The sequence below is a fragment of the Lysinibacillus capsici genome, assembly GCF_020217405.1.
In the GTDB taxonomy this organism is placed as follows: Bacteria; Bacillota; Bacilli; order Bacillales_A; family Planococcaceae; genus Lysinibacillus; species Lysinibacillus capsici.
Map to the genome: position 1 here is coordinate 2270089 of NZ_CP084108.1, position 17017 is coordinate 2287105.

A 17017-nucleotide genomic window follows, 5' to 3' on the forward strand; every position below is an offset into this window, starting at 1 on the left:
CAATGAGCCACTAGCTTATAAACTAGTGGGAATTTGGGTGGAACCACGGGTAAACAACACATACTCGTCCCTTAGTAGGGACGGATATGTGTTTTTTTTATCTACACAATTATGCCAAGGTGTAATTGATTTTATTACTAAAAGGAGTAGAGAAACATGTCAAATCAACGTATTCACATTCAATTTCCAGATGGTCAACAACAAGCATTTACAAAAGGTGTGACACTAACCGATATTGCACAAGCGATTCGTCCAGAGCTTCGCAAAAAGGCAGTCGCCGGGAGTGTTAACGGAACCATCATTGATTTGACGCGCCCGATTATGGAAGATGCACAAATTACATTGTACGATGCAAGCTCAAAGGAAGGGATCGAGGTCATTCGCCATTCTACGGCCCATTTATTCGCTCAGGCAATTAAACGACTTTACCCACATGCACAATTTGGGGTAGGACCAGTCATTGAAAATGGCTTTTATTATGATATAGATATTGCTGATACACTGACACCGAGTGATTTGCAGCAAATTGAAAAGAAAATGAAACAAATTGTTCAGGAAAATATACCTGTTCATAGACGCGAGGTGTCACGTGAAGAAGCGAAGCAATTATTCGCCCATGATGTGTTAAAGCTCGAGCTGTTGGAGGCAATTCCTGCAGATGAGCTAGTTACGATCTATGAGCAGGGAGAGTTTTATGATTTATGTCGTGGTCCACATGTCCAGTCTACAGGCAAATTACAGCATTTTAAATTAATGCATGTGTCAGGCGCTTACTGGCGAGGCGATAGCAAGAATCAAATGCTTCAGCGTATTTATGGCGTTGCCTTTGCTACAAAAGAGGAACTGCGGGATCATTTTATCTTCTTGGAGGAAGCAGAAAAGCGAAATCATCGCAAGCTAGGTAAAGAGCTATCGTTATTTATGTTTTCAGAGGAAGCACCTGGCATGCCCTTCTATTTAGCCAATGGTCAAATTTTACGCAATGAACTAGAATCGTATTTGCGACATTTACAAGCAAAATATGATTATAGGGAAGTACGAACACCGCTGATGATGAACCAACGCTTATGGGAGCAGTCAGGTCACTGGGATCATTATAAGGACAATATGTATTTTACGCAGGTGGATGACCAAAGCTTTGCCTTAAAGCCGATGAACTGTCCTGGGCATATGCTGATTTTCAAAAATGCCTTACATTCCTATCGGGATTTACCTATACGTATGGCAGAATTTGGGCAAGTGCACCGACATGAGTTTAGTGGCGCCTTGAATGGTCTGTTACGTGTACGAACTTTTTGTCAGGATGATGCCCATATTTTTGCCACACCACAGCAAATTGAGGATGAAATTGCACTGGCCTTAAAGATTATAGATGAAGTGTACAACGTCTTTGGATTTGCGTATACGATTGAATTATCGACACGTCCAGATGATTATATGGGTGATTTGGCACTGTGGGATCAAGCAGAAGCAGCACTTGAAAATGTCCTAAACAATTTAGGCATTGCCTATACAATTAATGCAGGGGACGGGGCTTTCTATGGACCGAAAATTGACATCCATATTAAAGATGCAATTCAACGCAGTCATCAATGTGCAACGGTTCAGCTTGATTTCCAGCTACCAGAGAAATTTGATTTAACATATATTAATGAACACAACGAAAGGGTGAGACCTGTTGTTATCCATCGTGCAGTGTTTGGCTCAATTGATCGCTTCTTAGGTATTTTAATCGAGCATTTTGGCGGAGCATTCCCAACTTGGCTGGCACCACAGCAAGTGCAAGTTATTGGGGTGGCAGAGGCACATCAAGGCTATGCCAAGCAAGTTGTTGAAGCTTTACAACAGGCAGAAATCCGTGTGCAATTAGATGATCGCCAAGAAAAGCTCGGCAAAAAGATACGAGAAGCCCAATTGCAAAAAATACCATATATTGTGGTTATCGGCGATCGTGAGGTTGCTAACCAAACTGTAGCTGTTCGCAGACATGGTCAGCAAAATGCCAATGATAAGTCACTACAGCAATTAATAGAAGAAGTCACAGCAGCCATTCAACAAAAAAGTTTAGCTTAATTCAAGTTAAGAAAGCTTGCGATGCATGTTCGTCACTCATCGCAAGCTTTTCAATTGTTAAGAAATTTTTACTTCTATTTTTTTGAAATGACTACTAGAATCTACATGGTGTGCATACAATGAATTAAAGGTGCTTGGAACTTTCTTGAAAATGCGAATGTCCCAGTATTACTTCTTGTGTTTCAGCGTCGATGACAAGAAATTTGCGATAGGATTCATCGGTATTGTGCTGAAAGGATGCTAAAAAATAAACTTGTCGATTGGGATGAATAAAAGTATGTTGAGAGAGGTCTATTGTTTCCTGTTTACCATCTGTTTGTAAATAAAAACGTTTTGTCGCATTTGCTACATCTTTAAAAGCCATCTTTTGACGAATATTCAATGAAGCATTGGTATATTCCTCATAAATCGCACGATTAAGCTGCTGATAAAATTTGTCCTCATCACGAAACGATTGAAATTGGTTGTTTGGGTATTGATATAGTGTATTTATTTCAGTTGGTGTGCAAAGTGTGGGTGATGTATTGTCTACTGAATGTTGAGGTGGCAATAATATTTTGGAAACAACCATAAAAGTTAAGATGAATACGTGCATCATTCAACCTCCAAATGTTTTCTTATCAAAAACATCGCCTACTTTTTCATTCTCTATACATTCTGAGAAATGGCTAGGTGAATGCATGTATCATCCCCGATAAAACCAGCCAATAAAACATGGCCTGGCTTTATCATATCTATACTTTCTTCTATTATATGCCTCGTTATGATTAGGAAGCTTGTGCTTGTTTTAAATATCTATTAAGTAAGACATCCAATTCTTGACTGTAATCTACTACAATAGGGTGGGTGAAACCAAGATCCTTTGCTTTTTTATACATAATTCTTCGTTTAATCTCAATTTCCGCCTTCAAGAATTGTTTAAGTAATAAGTTAACCAAGATATTTTCCTCCTAATTTTTTATCCATATTCTTGAAATAAATTTCTATGACCTCGATTCAACTTTTTCATTGTATATCACTTATATTAAAAAAAATGTCACATTGTGTATCGTTTCTCAAATTCGTAATTTAGTCATAGATAAGGAACTTCATCCTATTTAGCTCGATTGAAAATTTTTATGTATTATAGATAAATAATACTGTGAATTTCCCCTTTTATAGAATTTAATACATGACTTAAAACCCTATTCATGTGCTGGATAGGGTTATTCACGTTCTTTGTTTTAGAAAATATTAAGGGGAAAATAGAGGAGTATTAAGTCTTTTATACTAAGAAAAAAGTTGTGATTAGAGATTGAATTTTCCGATAATTAAGCGCAGAATTCATATCTTGTCACATTTTAGCAAATTCCCTTTTTTGTTGTTTAGAAATGGGGACATTTCATTGTCTATGGTGAAATGTTGAGAATTTTTGAAATTAATGGAATAATAGATGGAAGCTGAGGTGATGAAGCACATGATGAAAAAACTGGTTTCCATCATTGCTTTTTTAAGTTTACTAACGGCATGTGAAAGGGGGAGCCCTTACAGGAATCGACCATTGTGTATGACATGGATACGACATCGACATCCACTGAATTTAGCTATGTAGCGGATTTATCTTTGGAAAAAAGAGAGGCCTATCAAGCATTTTTAAACGATGGAGAAATTCGTCATTTGCAGACCTTTTCGCCAGAGGAAATGCTGCTAATTATGTTTGATTTAGTGGAGGAACCTCGTATGGATGCATTGTATGCGATTACTTACAGCAATGATGCATTCCCCACAAAAGAATTGTTTGAGCAATACTATACGGATTCACTTGCAGGTGATTTGCTTGTTACCGAATTCATGTATAGATTTTATGATCGAATAGCGGTTAATGAATCGAGCACCCCTGATTTACAGGTCGTTCAACTGGAAATTTCCGTTGGGAGTCAGCGCTACATCAAAACATATACCCTGCAACAGCAAGAGGGGCTTTGGAAAGATGAAAGAGGAGAAACAGATGACCGAAATTTTTTTTGTTAGACACGCACATGCCCATTATTCAGAGGATGAATATCATCGTCCACTATCTGATCAGGGACAAAGGGATGCAGAGCGTGTCACAAATCTTTTGAAGCATCATCCAATCGATGCAGTTTATGCTAGTCCTTATCGAAGAGCCATTCAAACAGTGGAGGGGATTGCACATGCTCGTCATTTACCCATCCAAACGATAGATGCTTTAAAAGAAAGACAGCTTGCTACTGGGAAGCTGGAGGATTTTCATGCAGCAGTGCAACGGGTGTGGGAGGAGCCAAGCTTTGCATGGGCAGGTGGAGAGTCCAATCAAGAGGCGATGGCTCGTGCTACTCCAAGTTTGCAGCGCATCCTTCTTACTCATCCAGAGGAGTCTGTTGTTATCGGTACACATGGCAATATCATGGCATTGATGATGCAATATTTTGATGCCCAGTACGATTATGCATTTTGGCAAACGTTAAGTATGCCAGATATCTATCGATTAGCCTTTCAAGGTCTATCCTTACAGGAAGTAACACGCGTGTGGCAAGAGGACTGAACAAAAAAGAGATACTACAGCGATCATAGTATCTCTGTTGTGCTATTTAGTTAATTCCTCTCCCATTCCGAGCGTAAGAGGCCAAATAAAACTACGTCATGGAATGTACCGAAGCGGAAGATTTCTTGGCGTAAAATGCCTTCTTTTGTGAAGCCACATTTTTCATAGGAGCGAATCGCTGCTGGGTTAAAGCTAAAAACCTGAAGCTTGATTTTCTGAACAGCTATATATTGGAAGATAAAATCAATGAGCGTGTTCATTGCATCCGTGCCATAGCCCTTGCCGTGCCACTCTTTTCCGATTGAAATGCCCACAGCGCAAGTACTATTTTGCCAATTCACTGCATAAACGCCACAGGAGCCGATCAGCTGATGGGACGCTTTTTCATAGATGCCGAAAAAGTATTCCTCCTTCTTCCCACTGATACTGTTAAAGAAAGCGGTGTGATCCTCTACAGTTTGTGGAAAGGGAATCTCATCATTAGCAAGTAGCAAAGAGGTGATTTCGCTTTCAATTGCTATAAAAGCCTCTAGGTCAGCAGCAGTCATTTGCTGTAAAGTGATCGATTGCCCTGTTAAAAATGTTGTCAAATAGTTTTCCATTATTATATTCTCCCTTGTATAAGGGCTGCAAGTAGCGTTACAACCCTACGATTGTTCGAAATACTTTCACGTCTACTGCATCTTTCACACTCATAAACCCACCCCTTTTTTGTGAATACTTACATAGTAGCATGAGGGACTAAGAGAATGGAAGAAATTATGCTAAAATATGTCCTAGTTAAAGAGAGAGAGGGATAAAGATGCGCACAACATATTTTACGAATTTATTACAATACTTACCACAAGAAGAGCAGCAACAATTACAACAGGCTTTTGGTGCTTCAGATGCACAAATTCAGGCCCTGTTAGAAGTATTTCCGAACTGCCCGCAAGCTTTGATGGAGCTATTACGGGATGTCAATGGTACATATTATTGTCAGCATGGGCAAGAGACTATTTGTGTTCTAGTGCTTGGCTCTGATTTAGGGGATTATCCGTATTATTTAAAATCGGTAGAGCAAATCGTGAAAGATTATCATGACAAGCGTGAAACAATTTATGAGCGCTACCAGGAATTTTTAGCGTATGTGGAAGTAGATGAAAAGATTAATATGCATGTCCCGTTAAATGAACGGCTCTGCTTTGCTGATTGTATGAATAATGGGGGCACATCAAGCCTATATATTGATTTTACGCCAAATGAAGCGGGACAAGTTGGCCAGGTGGTTCGTTATGTCCATGATCCTGATAGCTTTGAGGTGATTGCAGCTTCGTTTGAGGATTATTTACAGCAACTTATAGAGGGAGACTATGAATTCACCGCTATTTACGAGGAGGAATTCGAGTGACTATGCAGCTCATGTTCTATGAGGACAAAGCAAAAAATTTAGTAGAACAATATACCCTAACAGAAGAGCAGCTACGCTATACAAAGTCTCCAAAAGATAGCATTGCACTTGCTAAGCAGGATAATAGTCGACATGCCATTTTAGCAATGGACGGTAACAAGCTAGTCACGTTCTTTGTCTTACATGAAAAAGAGGGGGTGACGCCTTACTCCTCTAATGAACAGGCGCTATTAATCCGTTCCTTTTCCACTGATTTTTATGAGCAGGGCAAAGGCTATGCCAAGACAGCACTTCAATTATTGCCTGACTTTGTTCGCAAGCATTTCCCATACATCAATGAGCTGGTGCTTGGGGTCAATGTGCCAAATCGAGCTGCTCAAGAACTTTATAAGCGATGTGGCTTTGTCGATGAAGGCAGACAGGCAATGGGAATTCGAGATGAGCTAAAGGTGATGAGCTATTATATGAAGGAGGCTGAAAATTGAGCCACAATATAATTGAAGCAAGAATGGAGCATTTACAGGCACTTTGTACAATCGATCAAGAAGTAATTGGAGATTCATCCAGAGCGGAAGAAATTCAGCAAGCTATCAAAGAGAAACGCTGTTTGCTATACCAATCCGCTGATACCATTGGGGGATTTTTGCTATTTAGCAATGACTTTTTTGGCTATAGCTTTATTTCCTTAGTCATTGTCAAGCCGTCCGAGCGCAGAAAGGGAATCGCATCTGCCTTAATGACCGCTTATATCCAAATGGCTAAAACAGCAAAGGTTTTCTCCTCTACAAATCAGTCCAATAGGCGTATGCACCAGCTTTTTCATAATCTAGGCTTTGTCAAAAGCGGTTTTATCGACAACTTGGATGAGGGAGACCCAGAAATTATTTATATGAAACAAGCCTCACCACAAACATAGGGTGAGGCTTTCGTTTATTTTTTTGCTTTGATGAATAAAAAGGATGGTCTGCGTAGCTCCTTTTCAATAGAAGGAAGCTGTTGAATGGCTGCTGTGCTTGGAATTGGTTCTACGATTTTATCAATGGTTAACCCATGGGTAATCAATGTATTGACCAGTGTCGCTATAGTGCGATGATATTTGACAACACCATCCACCAACCATGTTTGCTCACGCATGCCTTCTTCCTGGTAATGATCCACAGCATAGTGTGAACGTTGATGATTGTCATCATATACCCAATTATCATCTGTTGTATGACGAGCTGTAGCAATAGGATGCTCTACAGAGAAAATAAATACACCGTTAGGACGTAGCATGTGAGCAATTTGACCAATGACCGCATCGAAATCTTTGACATAATGAAGAGATAGGGAGCTGGTTATACAATCAAAGCTAGCCGAAGGAGCTTCATAATCCTCTATTGCCTGTAGCCGATAGTCAATTTGTGGGTGGGCATGCTCCTGTTTAGCGACGGACAGCATATTGCTCGAAACATCTAATGCGGTTACGTGCTTGGCTTGATGGTCGATACAATACTTGGCGAAATCCCCCATACCACAGCCAATATCGAGTACCTGTAAATTTGTCAACGGTGGAAGTAAAGACTTCATCGTGGGCTGCTCCAAAAGACGGTTATAATTAGATGCTTTTTGTCTCAATGTCTTGTATTGATGAAAAAATATCGGATTATCATAAATATTTTGTTTCATTAAAAGCCTCCAGTTTATGAAACATAACGTTATGTTATTTGTGCGCATCCTTATTGTCCCATGTAGATAGAAAAAGAAATAGACTTTTATTACAATTTTTTGTAAGATGTAGATAGAGGCATACCATTTTTTGATACAGTCATCTTCCATTTAATGGGATATTTTATCGTTCCCTCTACATAATGATTGATCCTACCAAGCACATCCCCATCTCCATGTCATAAAAATGTAACAATTTGAAAAAATAAAAATATTTAAAGGGAAAACATGGCACTTCTTACACGCTATAACGTTCTTACTATTTGGAAGCATATTCCGAAAAAGAGACGTTGGAGGGATTCTATTGAATCAAGAAAGTTTATTATCCATTAGTAGCAATGCCTTATTTATTGCCTTTATTCTACTACTCATTGCTATTGTGCCATTAGGGCTAGCAGTCAAATCAAAGAGAAAAACATTCGGTAAGCTAGGCCTATTGCTCACTTATATAGCCTTTGCCCTACAGCTCGTGTACTTTGTTGTCAGATGGGTGGCGGTTGACCATGCACCTGTCAGTAATATGTATGAATTTATGACGTTCTTTGGCATCATGCTTACAGGAAGTTACTTAATTATCCATTTCTTATATAAGCAAATCGTGGTAGGCTTATTCACGATTCCTGTATCCTTAATCATCCTTGGTTATGGAAGCGTTTTCGCAAAGGAAGTATCGCCGCTTGTTCCATCATTACAAAGTCACTGGTTAACGATTCATGTCATGACTGTGGCCTTTTCTAGTGCCATTTTATCTGTATCCTTTGCTACAGGTTTAATTTACTTATTAAGAACGCTAGATGTTTCCAAAAAATCTATCAGTACATACGGTCTTGAGTTTGTGCTGTATTGTTTGGTGGTTGTCATTGGCTTTATTGGCGTATCGACGTTTTTCAGCCTTGCCACAGAAGAGGTGCAGGTACAATTCGAAAATGCACAGGGACAGCAAGAAAAAGCCACTTACTCCATGATGCCCCTGATTGTAAGTAAAGGAGCCGTCACCGAAAAGGGCGAAGCAATCGGTGGTGTCGAAATCACAAATAAAATAGATGCCAAGAAATTAAACTCGATTGTCTGGGCATTTATCGTAGGGACTATTTTATATGGTGTCATTCGATTCATCACAAGAAAATCAGTGAGTGCCTTGCTAAAGCCATGGACAAGCCGCGTACAGCCACAATTAATGGATGAAATTTCCTATCGGGCTGTTGTTATCGGCTTCCCATTATTTGCATTAGGTGGCCTGCTATTCGCCATGATTTGGGCGCAAATTGCCTGGAGTCGCTATTGGGGCTGGGACCCGAAAGAGGTATGGGCATTAATTACCTTTTTATTCTACGCAGCCTTCCTCCATTTCCGCCTATCCAAAGGCTGGGAAGGAGAAAAAACAGCCTGGTTGGCCATTATCGGCTTCGGCATTATTGTGTTCAACCAAGTATTTGTCAATCTAGTCATTGCCGGCTTACATTCCTATGCCTAGCTGGAGGTAGGGGGCTTGACCCAAAGTGAGAGGAAAGCGCTCAAACGGAAGAGTGAACCTCTTAGCTTTGGCCATCCTTTTCTTCTTATTAAAATATTCAACCTTAAAATATTCAACCGAAAAAAGCATTACGAAATGCATTGAGCACTTCGTAATGCTTTTTATTAATTATTTTTTGCGAAGTAGTCTAGCGTTGCTTGACCTAAAACGTTGGCGGCAATTCGTAATGAGCGCTCGTCGATATCGAATTTCGGATGATGGTGTGGATAGACTTCCTCCCAATCAGGGTTTTTCGCCCCTGTGAAGAAAAACGCACCAGGGATTTCCTCTAAGAAATAGGCAAAGTCCTCACCACCCATATTCGGATCAACTATTTCAACCGTCTCTACATCTGCAATTTTCTCTGCGGAGGCCATTATATGCTCAGTCTCTGCTTCATGGTTCACAACAGGCGGATAGCCTCGCACATACTCATACTCGTAATCGGCTTTTGTTAAATAACAAGTTGCCTTTAGTAGCTCTTCGATTTCATGCTCTAACAAACTACGCTCCTCCTCGTGAAAAGTGCGCACCGTACCCTTCATGTACACTTGATCGGCAATGACGTTGAATGGATTTAATGCCTCAATATGCCCAATTGATACTACTGCTGGACGTAATGGGTTGATGCGACGTGCCACAAGCTGCTGTAAATTTGTAATAAACTGAGCTGCAAGGACAATGGAATCCTTGGTGTCACTTGGGTTTGAACCATGGCCGCCCTTGCCTTTTATCGTTATATAAATACCATCTGCTGCAGCCATTAATGGTCCTTTAGCTGTTTGCACTTTGCCAAGATCAGTTGGTGCCCATAAATGTGTCCCAAAAATAACATCTACACCTTCTAAGCAGCCATCTCTAATCATCGAAATAGCTCCACCTGGCGCAAGTTCCTCAGCATGTTGATGAATAAAGACGATTGTGCCTTCTAAATCATTCTTCATTTGGTTAAACGCCTTCGCTAAGATTAAAAGGGAAGCTGTGTGTCCATCATGGCCACAAGCATGCATACGCCCTTTAATTTTTGATTGGAAAGGTAAGCCGGTTTCTTCCGTAATGGCTAAAGCATCAAAGTCTGCACGCAACGCAACTGTTTTCCCTGGTTTCCCACCAATTAGCTTTGCCACAACTCCATTGCCACCTACACCTTCACGAACCTCATGACCTAACGCGCGATGAAAGGCAGCAATGGTTTTCGGTGTTTCTACTTCCTCAAAGGAAAGCTCAGGATTTTCATGAAAATGACGACGAAGCTGTATTGTCTCTTCTTCATAATGTTTTAATAAATCTGCTAACTGTTGTTGTAAAGTTGTCATTCACTAACACTCCTTATTTTAAGTAAATATAATCTCCAGGACCAAGCGGTAAACCGAATAGGAACCAAATGGCGAAGAGGATAATCCAACCGATTGCAAAAAACACCGAGAACGGCAATAAAGAAGAGATAAGCGTACCAATTCCGATATTTTTATCATAGCGCTTTGCAAATGATAGTAAAATCGCGAAATACGGTAACATAGGGGTAATTGGATTTGTAATCGAATCACCTACACGATAGGCCATTTGTGTAACCGCTGGAGAATAGCCTAAGTATAAGAACATTGGTACGAAAATTGGTGCAAGTAAAGCCCATTTTGCAGAAGCACTGGCGATTAATAAGTTGACAAAGGCACAAATTAAAACAAAACCTATCATCATTGGTAAACCTGTAAAATTCAATGCCTGTAAAAGCTCTGCACCTTTAATGGCTAAAATAGAACCAATATTGCTCCAATTGAAAAAGGCAATCATTTGTGAAGCGGCAAATGCCAATACTATAAATGGCGCCATATCTGCAATGGATTTAAAGATTTTCTCTGCAACTTCCTTATCGTTTTTAACCTCCTTCGCTGCAATCCCATAGGCAAGGCCAGGTAATAGGAAGAAGAATAACATGATAGGGACAATGCCTGCCATGAAAGGTGAGTTTAAAAAGCCACCTGTTGCAGGATCACGTAAAAGTCCATTCGATGGGATGACTGTAAAAGCAATGACTAAAATATAAACTAGCGTGACGATTCCAGCCCATTTCAAACCTCTCTTTTCTAAAGCTGTCAATGGCTCTAGCTTTTCAATATCACCATGGAACGAACCAAAGCGAGGCTCTGTAAACTTCTTTGCAACCCACGTACCAATAATGACTAATAAAAACGTCGAAGCAATTAAGAAATAGTAGTTCATCGTTGCGCGACCAGTGTACGCGGGGTCTGCTATTTGTGCTGCTGATTCTGATATCCCTAATAATAATACATCTAGAGAGCTAATTAATATGTTCGCACTAAATCCTCCAGCTACAGCCGCATATGTAATAATTAAGCCTGCTAATGGATTTCGACCAATACTCATAAAAATCATGGCAGCAATTGGTGGTAAAATGATAAATGCCGCGTCAGCCGCTAAATTACCAACTAAACCTGTAAAAATGATAAAAGGTACTATTAATTTTGTAGGTGCTGACATCACAATTTTCTTCATGACAGCTGAAATCAAGCCTGTTTGCTCAGCTAAACCAATACCAATCATTGTCACGATTACTAGCCCTAATGGAGCGAAGCCTGTAAATGTTGAAACCATTTGCGTTAAAATTAAGATAAGCCCTTCTTGACTTAGCAGATTTTTTACTTGAATGACATCTTCGGTCCCAGGTTGAATTGCTGAAATACCGAGCATGGATAAAACCCATGATAAAACTAGTACTACACCTGCTAGAATAATAAATAATGTGATCGGGTCTGGTAGCTTATTACCTGCACGCTCGATATTATCTAACATGTTGTCAACCCAAGATTTTTTCTTAATTGTTTGTGAATTCCCTTGCATAATTTTCATCTCCTTTTATACTTTATTAGACTTAACCTTTAAAAAACCAATGTCTCTATTTTAAGACATTGAAATTCTATGTCCTTTATACAAAGAAACCATATTTTCTGACTATTTTCAATATTTATTTTTTATTAAGGAGCTATATGTATGTATAAAATTAATGTTTTTACCGCAAAACGCTCGCTTTCATGGGTTCAACAGCTTGAAAAAATTAAACCCTCTTTTTGTCAATTTCATTACTATGCTTATACTGATTTTGAACATTTGAATGAGCTTTTAGAAAAGTATTTGGAAGGGGGAGATGGAGCGCTTTTTAGCGGGCAAATACCATATTTTTATGCTCAAACACATTTTCAAGAAGCAACGGTACCCATGCATTATTTTGATATTTCGGAGCGTGATTTTTACCGTACCGTTACGGAGCTTTTTTATGAAAAAAAGATTGCTATGAATCGCATTGCCATCGACTTTTGCTATGAAGAAAATGGCTATTTGGGCATTCATGAATGGTCGATAGGAAAAAAACCTTATCTTTTTAGCCAAACGATGAGCGAGTACGCAAGTAGCGATATTGTCGATAAAGCTGCTGAATGGCACATACAATTGCATAAGGAAAACAAGGTTGATTTGAGCTTTACCCGCATTGCAGAAATACGTGAGCGCTTAGCAGATCAAAATATACCATTTATCGCTTTTTACCCGTCTCCATATGCAATGCAATTAACATTAGATCATTTTCTCAATCAACTGCAAATTCGACAGCTTAACCAAAATAAAGTAGTGGTAGTGCATATTTTAATTCCGATTGATAAATCGAATATAGAAGACCTAGAATATCGGCAAATTGCCCTATATAAAACGATATTAGATTTCAAACAACTGTATGCTAGCTCATTTATCGTCCATCGTGAGGCATCCTTTATTGCAATTATCACGACGTATAAGCAATTTTTAAGTACAACGAATCGTTATTCACATTGTCATCTAGTTGATTTTTTAAATGAGAAGCTATCGTTTCCTGTTAGAATCGGGTGGGGTATTGGTGACTCTCTAATTGAAAGTCAGGAGTTTGCTAAAAAAGCCGCAACCCTATGCTCCTCAAAGGAAACGCAGGGATACATTATTGAAAATACACGAGAAATCGGGCCTTTACTATATGGAACGATGCTACAGTTTGACGATGAAAAACAACAGCATCTAAAAAATTTAAGTACGACATATGATATTCCCTTATTACAATTACAAAAAATAGAAGCGATGCTGGAAAAACTAACGACAACGATCGTCAGTGGGGAACTCCTCAGCACTCATCTCGGCATTACGGTACGCTCTGCCAACCGCATTTTAAAGCAGCTCCATGAAAAAAAATTAGCACACGAATTACCAAGCAACATATCCACCACGCGTGGACGACCAAAAAAGTATTATCAAATTCATTTATATTAGTCAGGATGGAATGGCTACCTTCGCAAGTTGATAAGATGATCGTAAAGGTATAGCGGGGGAGTAACTCGGATTTATAAATCCTGAAAGGGAAAAAGAGACATCCATTTACGAATGTCTCTTTTTATATGCACGTCTATGTTAAGTGAAGATTATAGTTTCACTACATTCGTTGCTTGAGGTCCGCGGCTGCCTTCTTCTACGCCGAATTCAACTTTTTGGCCCTCTTCTAAAGTTTTGAAGCCATCAGATTGGATAGCTGAGAAATGTACGAATACATCGTTGCCACCTTCAACTGCGATGAAGCCAAAACCTTTTTCTGCGTTAAACCATTTTACTGTACCTTGTGTCATGTAAACACCCTCCCAAAAAAATTCAACAATCAATTGCTTCTATCACATATAAAAAACCTATTCAAAAGCTCATATTACTTTTGAATACGTGTTTTTAATCATCGCAATGAAGTAATGTAATTATTACCCTTATTATAGTACAGAATTGTTTGTATATCCAGTAAATTCCGTTTTTAGTAAGGAAAAATTTACATTTGTAATCTTATAGTAAAGAAACGCTATTTCCTCATTATTTAATCCATGCTTTTTCCTTCGCAACGATGACAGCCTCTGCCCGCGACTCTACATTCAGCTTGACGAATAGCTTGGATAAATAGTTCTCCACTGTACGCTGGGTGACACCTATTGCAGAGGCGATGGCTTTATTTGTACAGCCCTGGGCCACAAGCTGAAGTATTTCCTGTTCCTTGTCGCTCAGTAGAACCTCCTGCTGCAAATTCGGTAGGTTGGTGCGTTGTTGAACAAAGTCTAAGAAATCGGCTGCAAGTAAAATCTCACCTCTTATGGCTGCTTGAATGGTTTGAATCACTTGCTCCTTTGTCGCCAGCTTTGATAAAAGACCATCAATTTTTTTCTCAATCAATAGCTCATAATAATCGGAAAGTTCGTAGCCTGTGTAAAGTATAATCAAAGCATCAGCTTGTTTTTTCTTAATCATCTCTGATAATTGAATACCGTTGATTGGCTTCATATTGATATCAATGAGAAACAACTGAAAGGTATCTGTATCCATTCTTGATAAAACGGCTGCGCAATCCTGTTCTGTTTCGATTTGAACATTGGCTAAATCCTGCAACAATGTTTTCGTACCATCTAAAACGACAGGATGGTCATCTATAATAAGTATGTTCATCATATGAATCCCCTTCCTCTTGTATTTGTATATAAATATGCATGCCCTCGTTAAGGCTCGATTGAATCGTAATGTCACCATTAAAAGCACGGACACGTTCACGAATGCCATTAATGCCCATTGATGCAGAGGACTGTATTAAATCGTCAATGTCGCAGCCTATACCATTATCATCGTATCGAAGGATAAAGCCTTGAGGAATAGCTTGTAATTGAAGCGAAACCTCTGTTGCTTCGGCATGCTTGATTGCATTATTTAACAGCTCCTGCACGAGACGATAGACTACGAGATGCAGGGTGACATCCTGAAATTCTACACGATCAATCTGTGCGCTTAATAAAAAATCAGCCCTTATTTTTACCTTTTGAATGAGTTTTTTTAATGCCATTTGTAAACCAAAGGTATCCAATAGTGGAGGACTCAAGTTCTCGCAATATTCTCGTAAGTCCTTCGTTGCATTTAATAGCTGCTCGCGTATAGCTAGCACGGTCTCCTTTTGAATAGTAGGGGAGCCAGCTAGGACATCAAGCTCTCTGGCTAAATGAAGCTGCTCCTGCAAAATGGTGTCATGTAATTCCTGTGCTAAAATACTCTTTTCCTTCTCAATAATATTCCATAGCAATTTATCGAGCCAAGGAAGCGGTGTATCACTGGTATTTTTTATATGCTGAATTTCACGCACTAAATCCTCTATTTGCTGTAAGTTATTGATAAACATCGACACATACAGTGCAAGCAATTCTAACCAAAGCAGCTCTTCCTTTTGCAGAGCATGGCGTATTTCTAACATAATCTTTTCCTCACCAGCATCATGTAACAGTAATTGCGGATAGTAGCTTACATGCTGTGGAGAATCGTCTGTTATGGTACAGATATGAAACGCTGTTGTTCCAAGCTTCTCGGTGATTTCATATTTAAAACGATCCAATAATTCTTGTTGATTTTTTGCTTTGCCCATGCGCTGAACGGCTGCATATAAATTATGTACATAATTTCCAGTAGAAGAGAAGATAATTTTCCGATACTTAAAATCAATGCGTTCTTTTATATAAAAGCTCGCAATGATCACCATAAAGACAAGTAAAAAAATACTTGTGACATGCACGATGGATAGCTCCCCCATAAATAACAGGGCAATCCCTGCTGTCAACAGAAGCGCGCTGAAAAAGGCTAGCGTTGAATAATAGCGTAATCGTGATAATTGGTATTCAATATCGAATAATCGTTCGTTCACCTGAATGAACAGAAAAGAGAACGGAATAAATAATAAAAACAATGCGGCAATTTCAGCGTGTAATATCGGCTTATGTCCTAATATTTCAGGTGTAACGAAGAATAATAAAAAGGGTAAAAACGGCACGATAAAGGCAAGCGCAATTAAACGAATTTTGGCCAATTTTGTACGTAAGTAACTCGTTACTAAAATAAAAATTGCATAGAGCACTAGGACAGCAAATAAGCTCAAGTTCAAGATAGGTGTGATCGCACGTAATGTTGGCACCACTTCCTCCAGTAAAATGATAAGTATTAAAACGTACAGCCATTTGCTGTGAGGATAGGTCCACTTGATTTGCAGGTATTTGAAAAAGTGTTGTAAAAAGTGAATAAAGAGAACCATGCATAAAATAATACAGCTACTAATGACAAACATCCCAATCATATTTCCTCTAGCTGATGCGCCAGTACTGATATAGGCGGTTGAACAAGTTAATAAAAATAGGATCAATAAAAACGTTGAAAGATTATTTTGATTGCGTCGCCAAACATAAAGAGCGACTCCAAAAGCTAGGAAAAAATAAAAGATGGGGAACAAAATTTGTAAATATAATTCTTCTGGTATGTCTCGATGTTTGACAGCAATGGTTTGAATACTCTTATCAGCCTTTTGGATCGTTAATGCATTGGCGCTTCTAACGATCATTTGCTGTTGAACGTAGCGATTCTCCATGGCTGGCTGCCCATCGATAGCCACAATAATATCCCCTTTTTCAATATTTTTTTGCGCTGCCCATAGAGGGTAATAGCTATCCACAAAAACAGGCTGACCGTTTGTCGTATCGAGAGTGAGACTTACAAAGGGTGTTTTGATGGTAATACCTAACACATAAATACCGAGTATTAAGTATGTAAGAAAAATACAATAAGTACATTTTTTCATTGTTAAACCTCTAATTTGCTTATGATCATAATCTCCTATATATTATCGCTAATTATTGATAAATTTGGAATACCGAAATAACGAGTTTCGGAAAACCACTATTGTTTTTTCGGAATAACG

At 39.0% G+C, this 17017-nt stretch carries 17 protein-coding genes; 8 read left to right on the plus strand and 9 right to left on the minus strand.

Annotated elements, in window-relative coordinates; genetic code table 11:
- The first annotated feature begins 156 nt into the window (after positions 1–156).
- Positions 157–2073: a threonine--tRNA ligase gene (thrS, locus tag LCP48_RS11105; protein WP_009371261.1), complete on the plus strand. Its 1917-nt coding sequence runs from the start codon at positions 157–159 to the stop codon at positions 2071–2073.
- Positions 2074–2197: 124 nt separating this feature from the next.
- Here thrS and LCP48_RS11110 read toward each other — a convergent pair whose 3' ends face one another.
- Positions 2198–2668, minus strand: a complete 471-nt coding sequence (locus LCP48_RS11110; protein WP_004230266.1) for a hypothetical protein — start codon at positions 2666–2668, stop codon at positions 2198–2200.
- 172 nt (positions 2669–2840) lie between these two features.
- Entirely contained in the window at positions 2841–3011 is a 171-nt protein-coding gene (locus LCP48_RS11115; protein ID WP_004230265.1) for an aspartyl-phosphate phosphatase Spo0E family protein, read from the minus strand.
- A gap of 613 nt (positions 3012–3624) precedes the next feature.
- Here LCP48_RS11115 and LCP48_RS11120 point away from each other — a divergent pair.
- Together LCP48_RS11120 and LCP48_RS11125 are read left to right on the plus strand one after the other, a co-directional pair.
- Positions 3625–4083, plus strand: a complete 459-nt coding sequence (locus LCP48_RS11120; RefSeq protein WP_100069633.1) for a hypothetical protein — start codon at positions 3625–3627, stop codon at positions 4081–4083.
- Positions 4061–4618: a histidine phosphatase family protein gene (locus LCP48_RS11125; RefSeq protein ID WP_004230262.1), complete on the plus strand. Its 558-nt coding sequence runs from the start codon at positions 4061–4063 to the stop codon at positions 4616–4618. The genes LCP48_RS11120 and LCP48_RS11125 overlap by 23 nt, the downstream gene beginning before the upstream one ends.
- A 50-nt stretch (positions 4619–4668) precedes the next feature.
- On the opposite strand, the gene LCP48_RS11130 is transcribed toward LCP48_RS11125, so the two are convergent.
- Positions 4669–5220 carry a GNAT family N-acetyltransferase gene (locus LCP48_RS11130; RefSeq protein ID WP_216486270.1) on the minus strand — a complete coding sequence of 184 codons (552 nt, stop codon included), beginning with the start codon at positions 5218–5220 and terminating at the stop codon, positions 4669–4671.
- A gap of 200 nt (positions 5221–5420) precedes the next feature.
- On the opposite strand from LCP48_RS11130, the gene LCP48_RS11135 reads away from it, so the two are divergent.
- Genes LCP48_RS11135 through LCP48_RS11145 form a run of 3 tightly spaced genes read left to right on the plus strand, consistent with a single transcriptional unit; the run spans position 5421 to position 6924 of the window.
- Positions 5421–6008 carry an SMI1/KNR4 family protein gene (locus tag LCP48_RS11135; RefSeq protein ID WP_216486274.1) on the plus strand — a complete coding sequence of 196 codons (588 nt, stop codon included), beginning with the start codon at positions 5421–5423 and terminating at the stop codon, positions 6006–6008.
- Between the two features lie 2 nt (positions 6009–6010).
- Positions 6011–6493 carry a GNAT family N-acetyltransferase gene (locus LCP48_RS11140; RefSeq protein WP_404805898.1) on the plus strand — a complete coding sequence of 161 codons (483 nt, stop codon included), beginning with the start codon at positions 6011–6013 and terminating at the stop codon, positions 6491–6493.
- The gene (locus LCP48_RS11145; protein ID WP_009371266.1) at positions 6490–6924 is read left to right on the plus strand and encodes a GNAT family N-acetyltransferase; all 435 of its coding nucleotides are present in this window, start codon (positions 6490–6492) and stop codon (positions 6922–6924) included. The genes LCP48_RS11140 and LCP48_RS11145 overlap by 4 nt, the downstream gene beginning before the upstream one ends.
- Before the next feature lie 14 nt (positions 6925–6938).
- Here the strand turns inward: LCP48_RS11145 and LCP48_RS11150 are convergent, their stop codons facing one another.
- Positions 6939–7676 (minus strand): class I SAM-dependent methyltransferase, encoded by a 738-nt coding sequence (locus LCP48_RS11150; RefSeq protein WP_225340985.1) that lies wholly within the window; start codon positions 7674–7676, stop codon positions 6939–6941.
- 343 nt (positions 7677–8019) lie between these two features.
- Between LCP48_RS11150 and ccsB the strand changes: the two genes are divergently transcribed.
- Complete coding sequence (ccsB, locus tag LCP48_RS11155; RefSeq protein ID WP_216486281.1) at positions 8020–9189, plus strand: c-type cytochrome biogenesis protein CcsB; 1170 nt, start codon at positions 8020–8022, stop codon at positions 9187–9189.
- Positions 9190–9353: 164 nt separating this feature from the next.
- Here the strand turns inward: ccsB and LCP48_RS11160 are convergent, their stop codons facing one another.
- Positions 9354–10544: an amidohydrolase gene (locus LCP48_RS11160; RefSeq protein WP_004230253.1), complete on the minus strand. Its 1191-nt coding sequence runs from the start codon at positions 10542–10544 to the stop codon at positions 9354–9356.
- A gap of 13 nt (positions 10545–10557) precedes the next feature.
- The gene (locus tag LCP48_RS11165) at positions 10558–12087 is read right to left on the minus strand and encodes an AbgT family transporter (protein ID WP_216486284.1); all 1530 of its coding nucleotides are present in this window, start codon (positions 12085–12087) and stop codon (positions 10558–10560) included.
- A gap of 150 nt (positions 12088–12237) precedes the next feature.
- Here LCP48_RS11165 and LCP48_RS11170 point away from each other — a divergent pair, with 150 nt between their 5' ends.
- A complete protein-coding gene (locus LCP48_RS11170) occupies positions 12238–13536 on the plus strand; it encodes a hypothetical protein (protein ID WP_004230250.1) in 1299 nt (432 codons plus the stop codon).
- 149 nt (positions 13537–13685) lie between these two features.
- On the opposite strand, the gene LCP48_RS11175 is transcribed toward LCP48_RS11170, so the two are convergent.
- From LCP48_RS11175 to LCP48_RS11185, 3 genes are all read right to left on the minus strand, one after another.
- Positions 13686–13886: a cold-shock protein gene (locus LCP48_RS11175; protein ID WP_004230248.1), complete on the minus strand. Its 201-nt coding sequence runs from the start codon at positions 13884–13886 to the stop codon at positions 13686–13688.
- Between the two features lie 229 nt (positions 13887–14115).
- Positions 14116–14742: a response regulator transcription factor gene (locus LCP48_RS11180; RefSeq protein WP_009371271.1), complete on the minus strand. Its 627-nt coding sequence runs from the start codon at positions 14740–14742 to the stop codon at positions 14116–14118.
- Entirely contained in the window at positions 14717–16897 is a 2181-nt protein-coding gene (locus LCP48_RS11185) for an ATP-binding protein (RefSeq protein ID WP_009371273.1), read from the minus strand. Before LCP48_RS11185 ends, LCP48_RS11180 begins: the two co-directional genes overlap by 26 nt.
- Between the last annotated feature and the right edge of the window lie 120 nt (positions 16898–17017).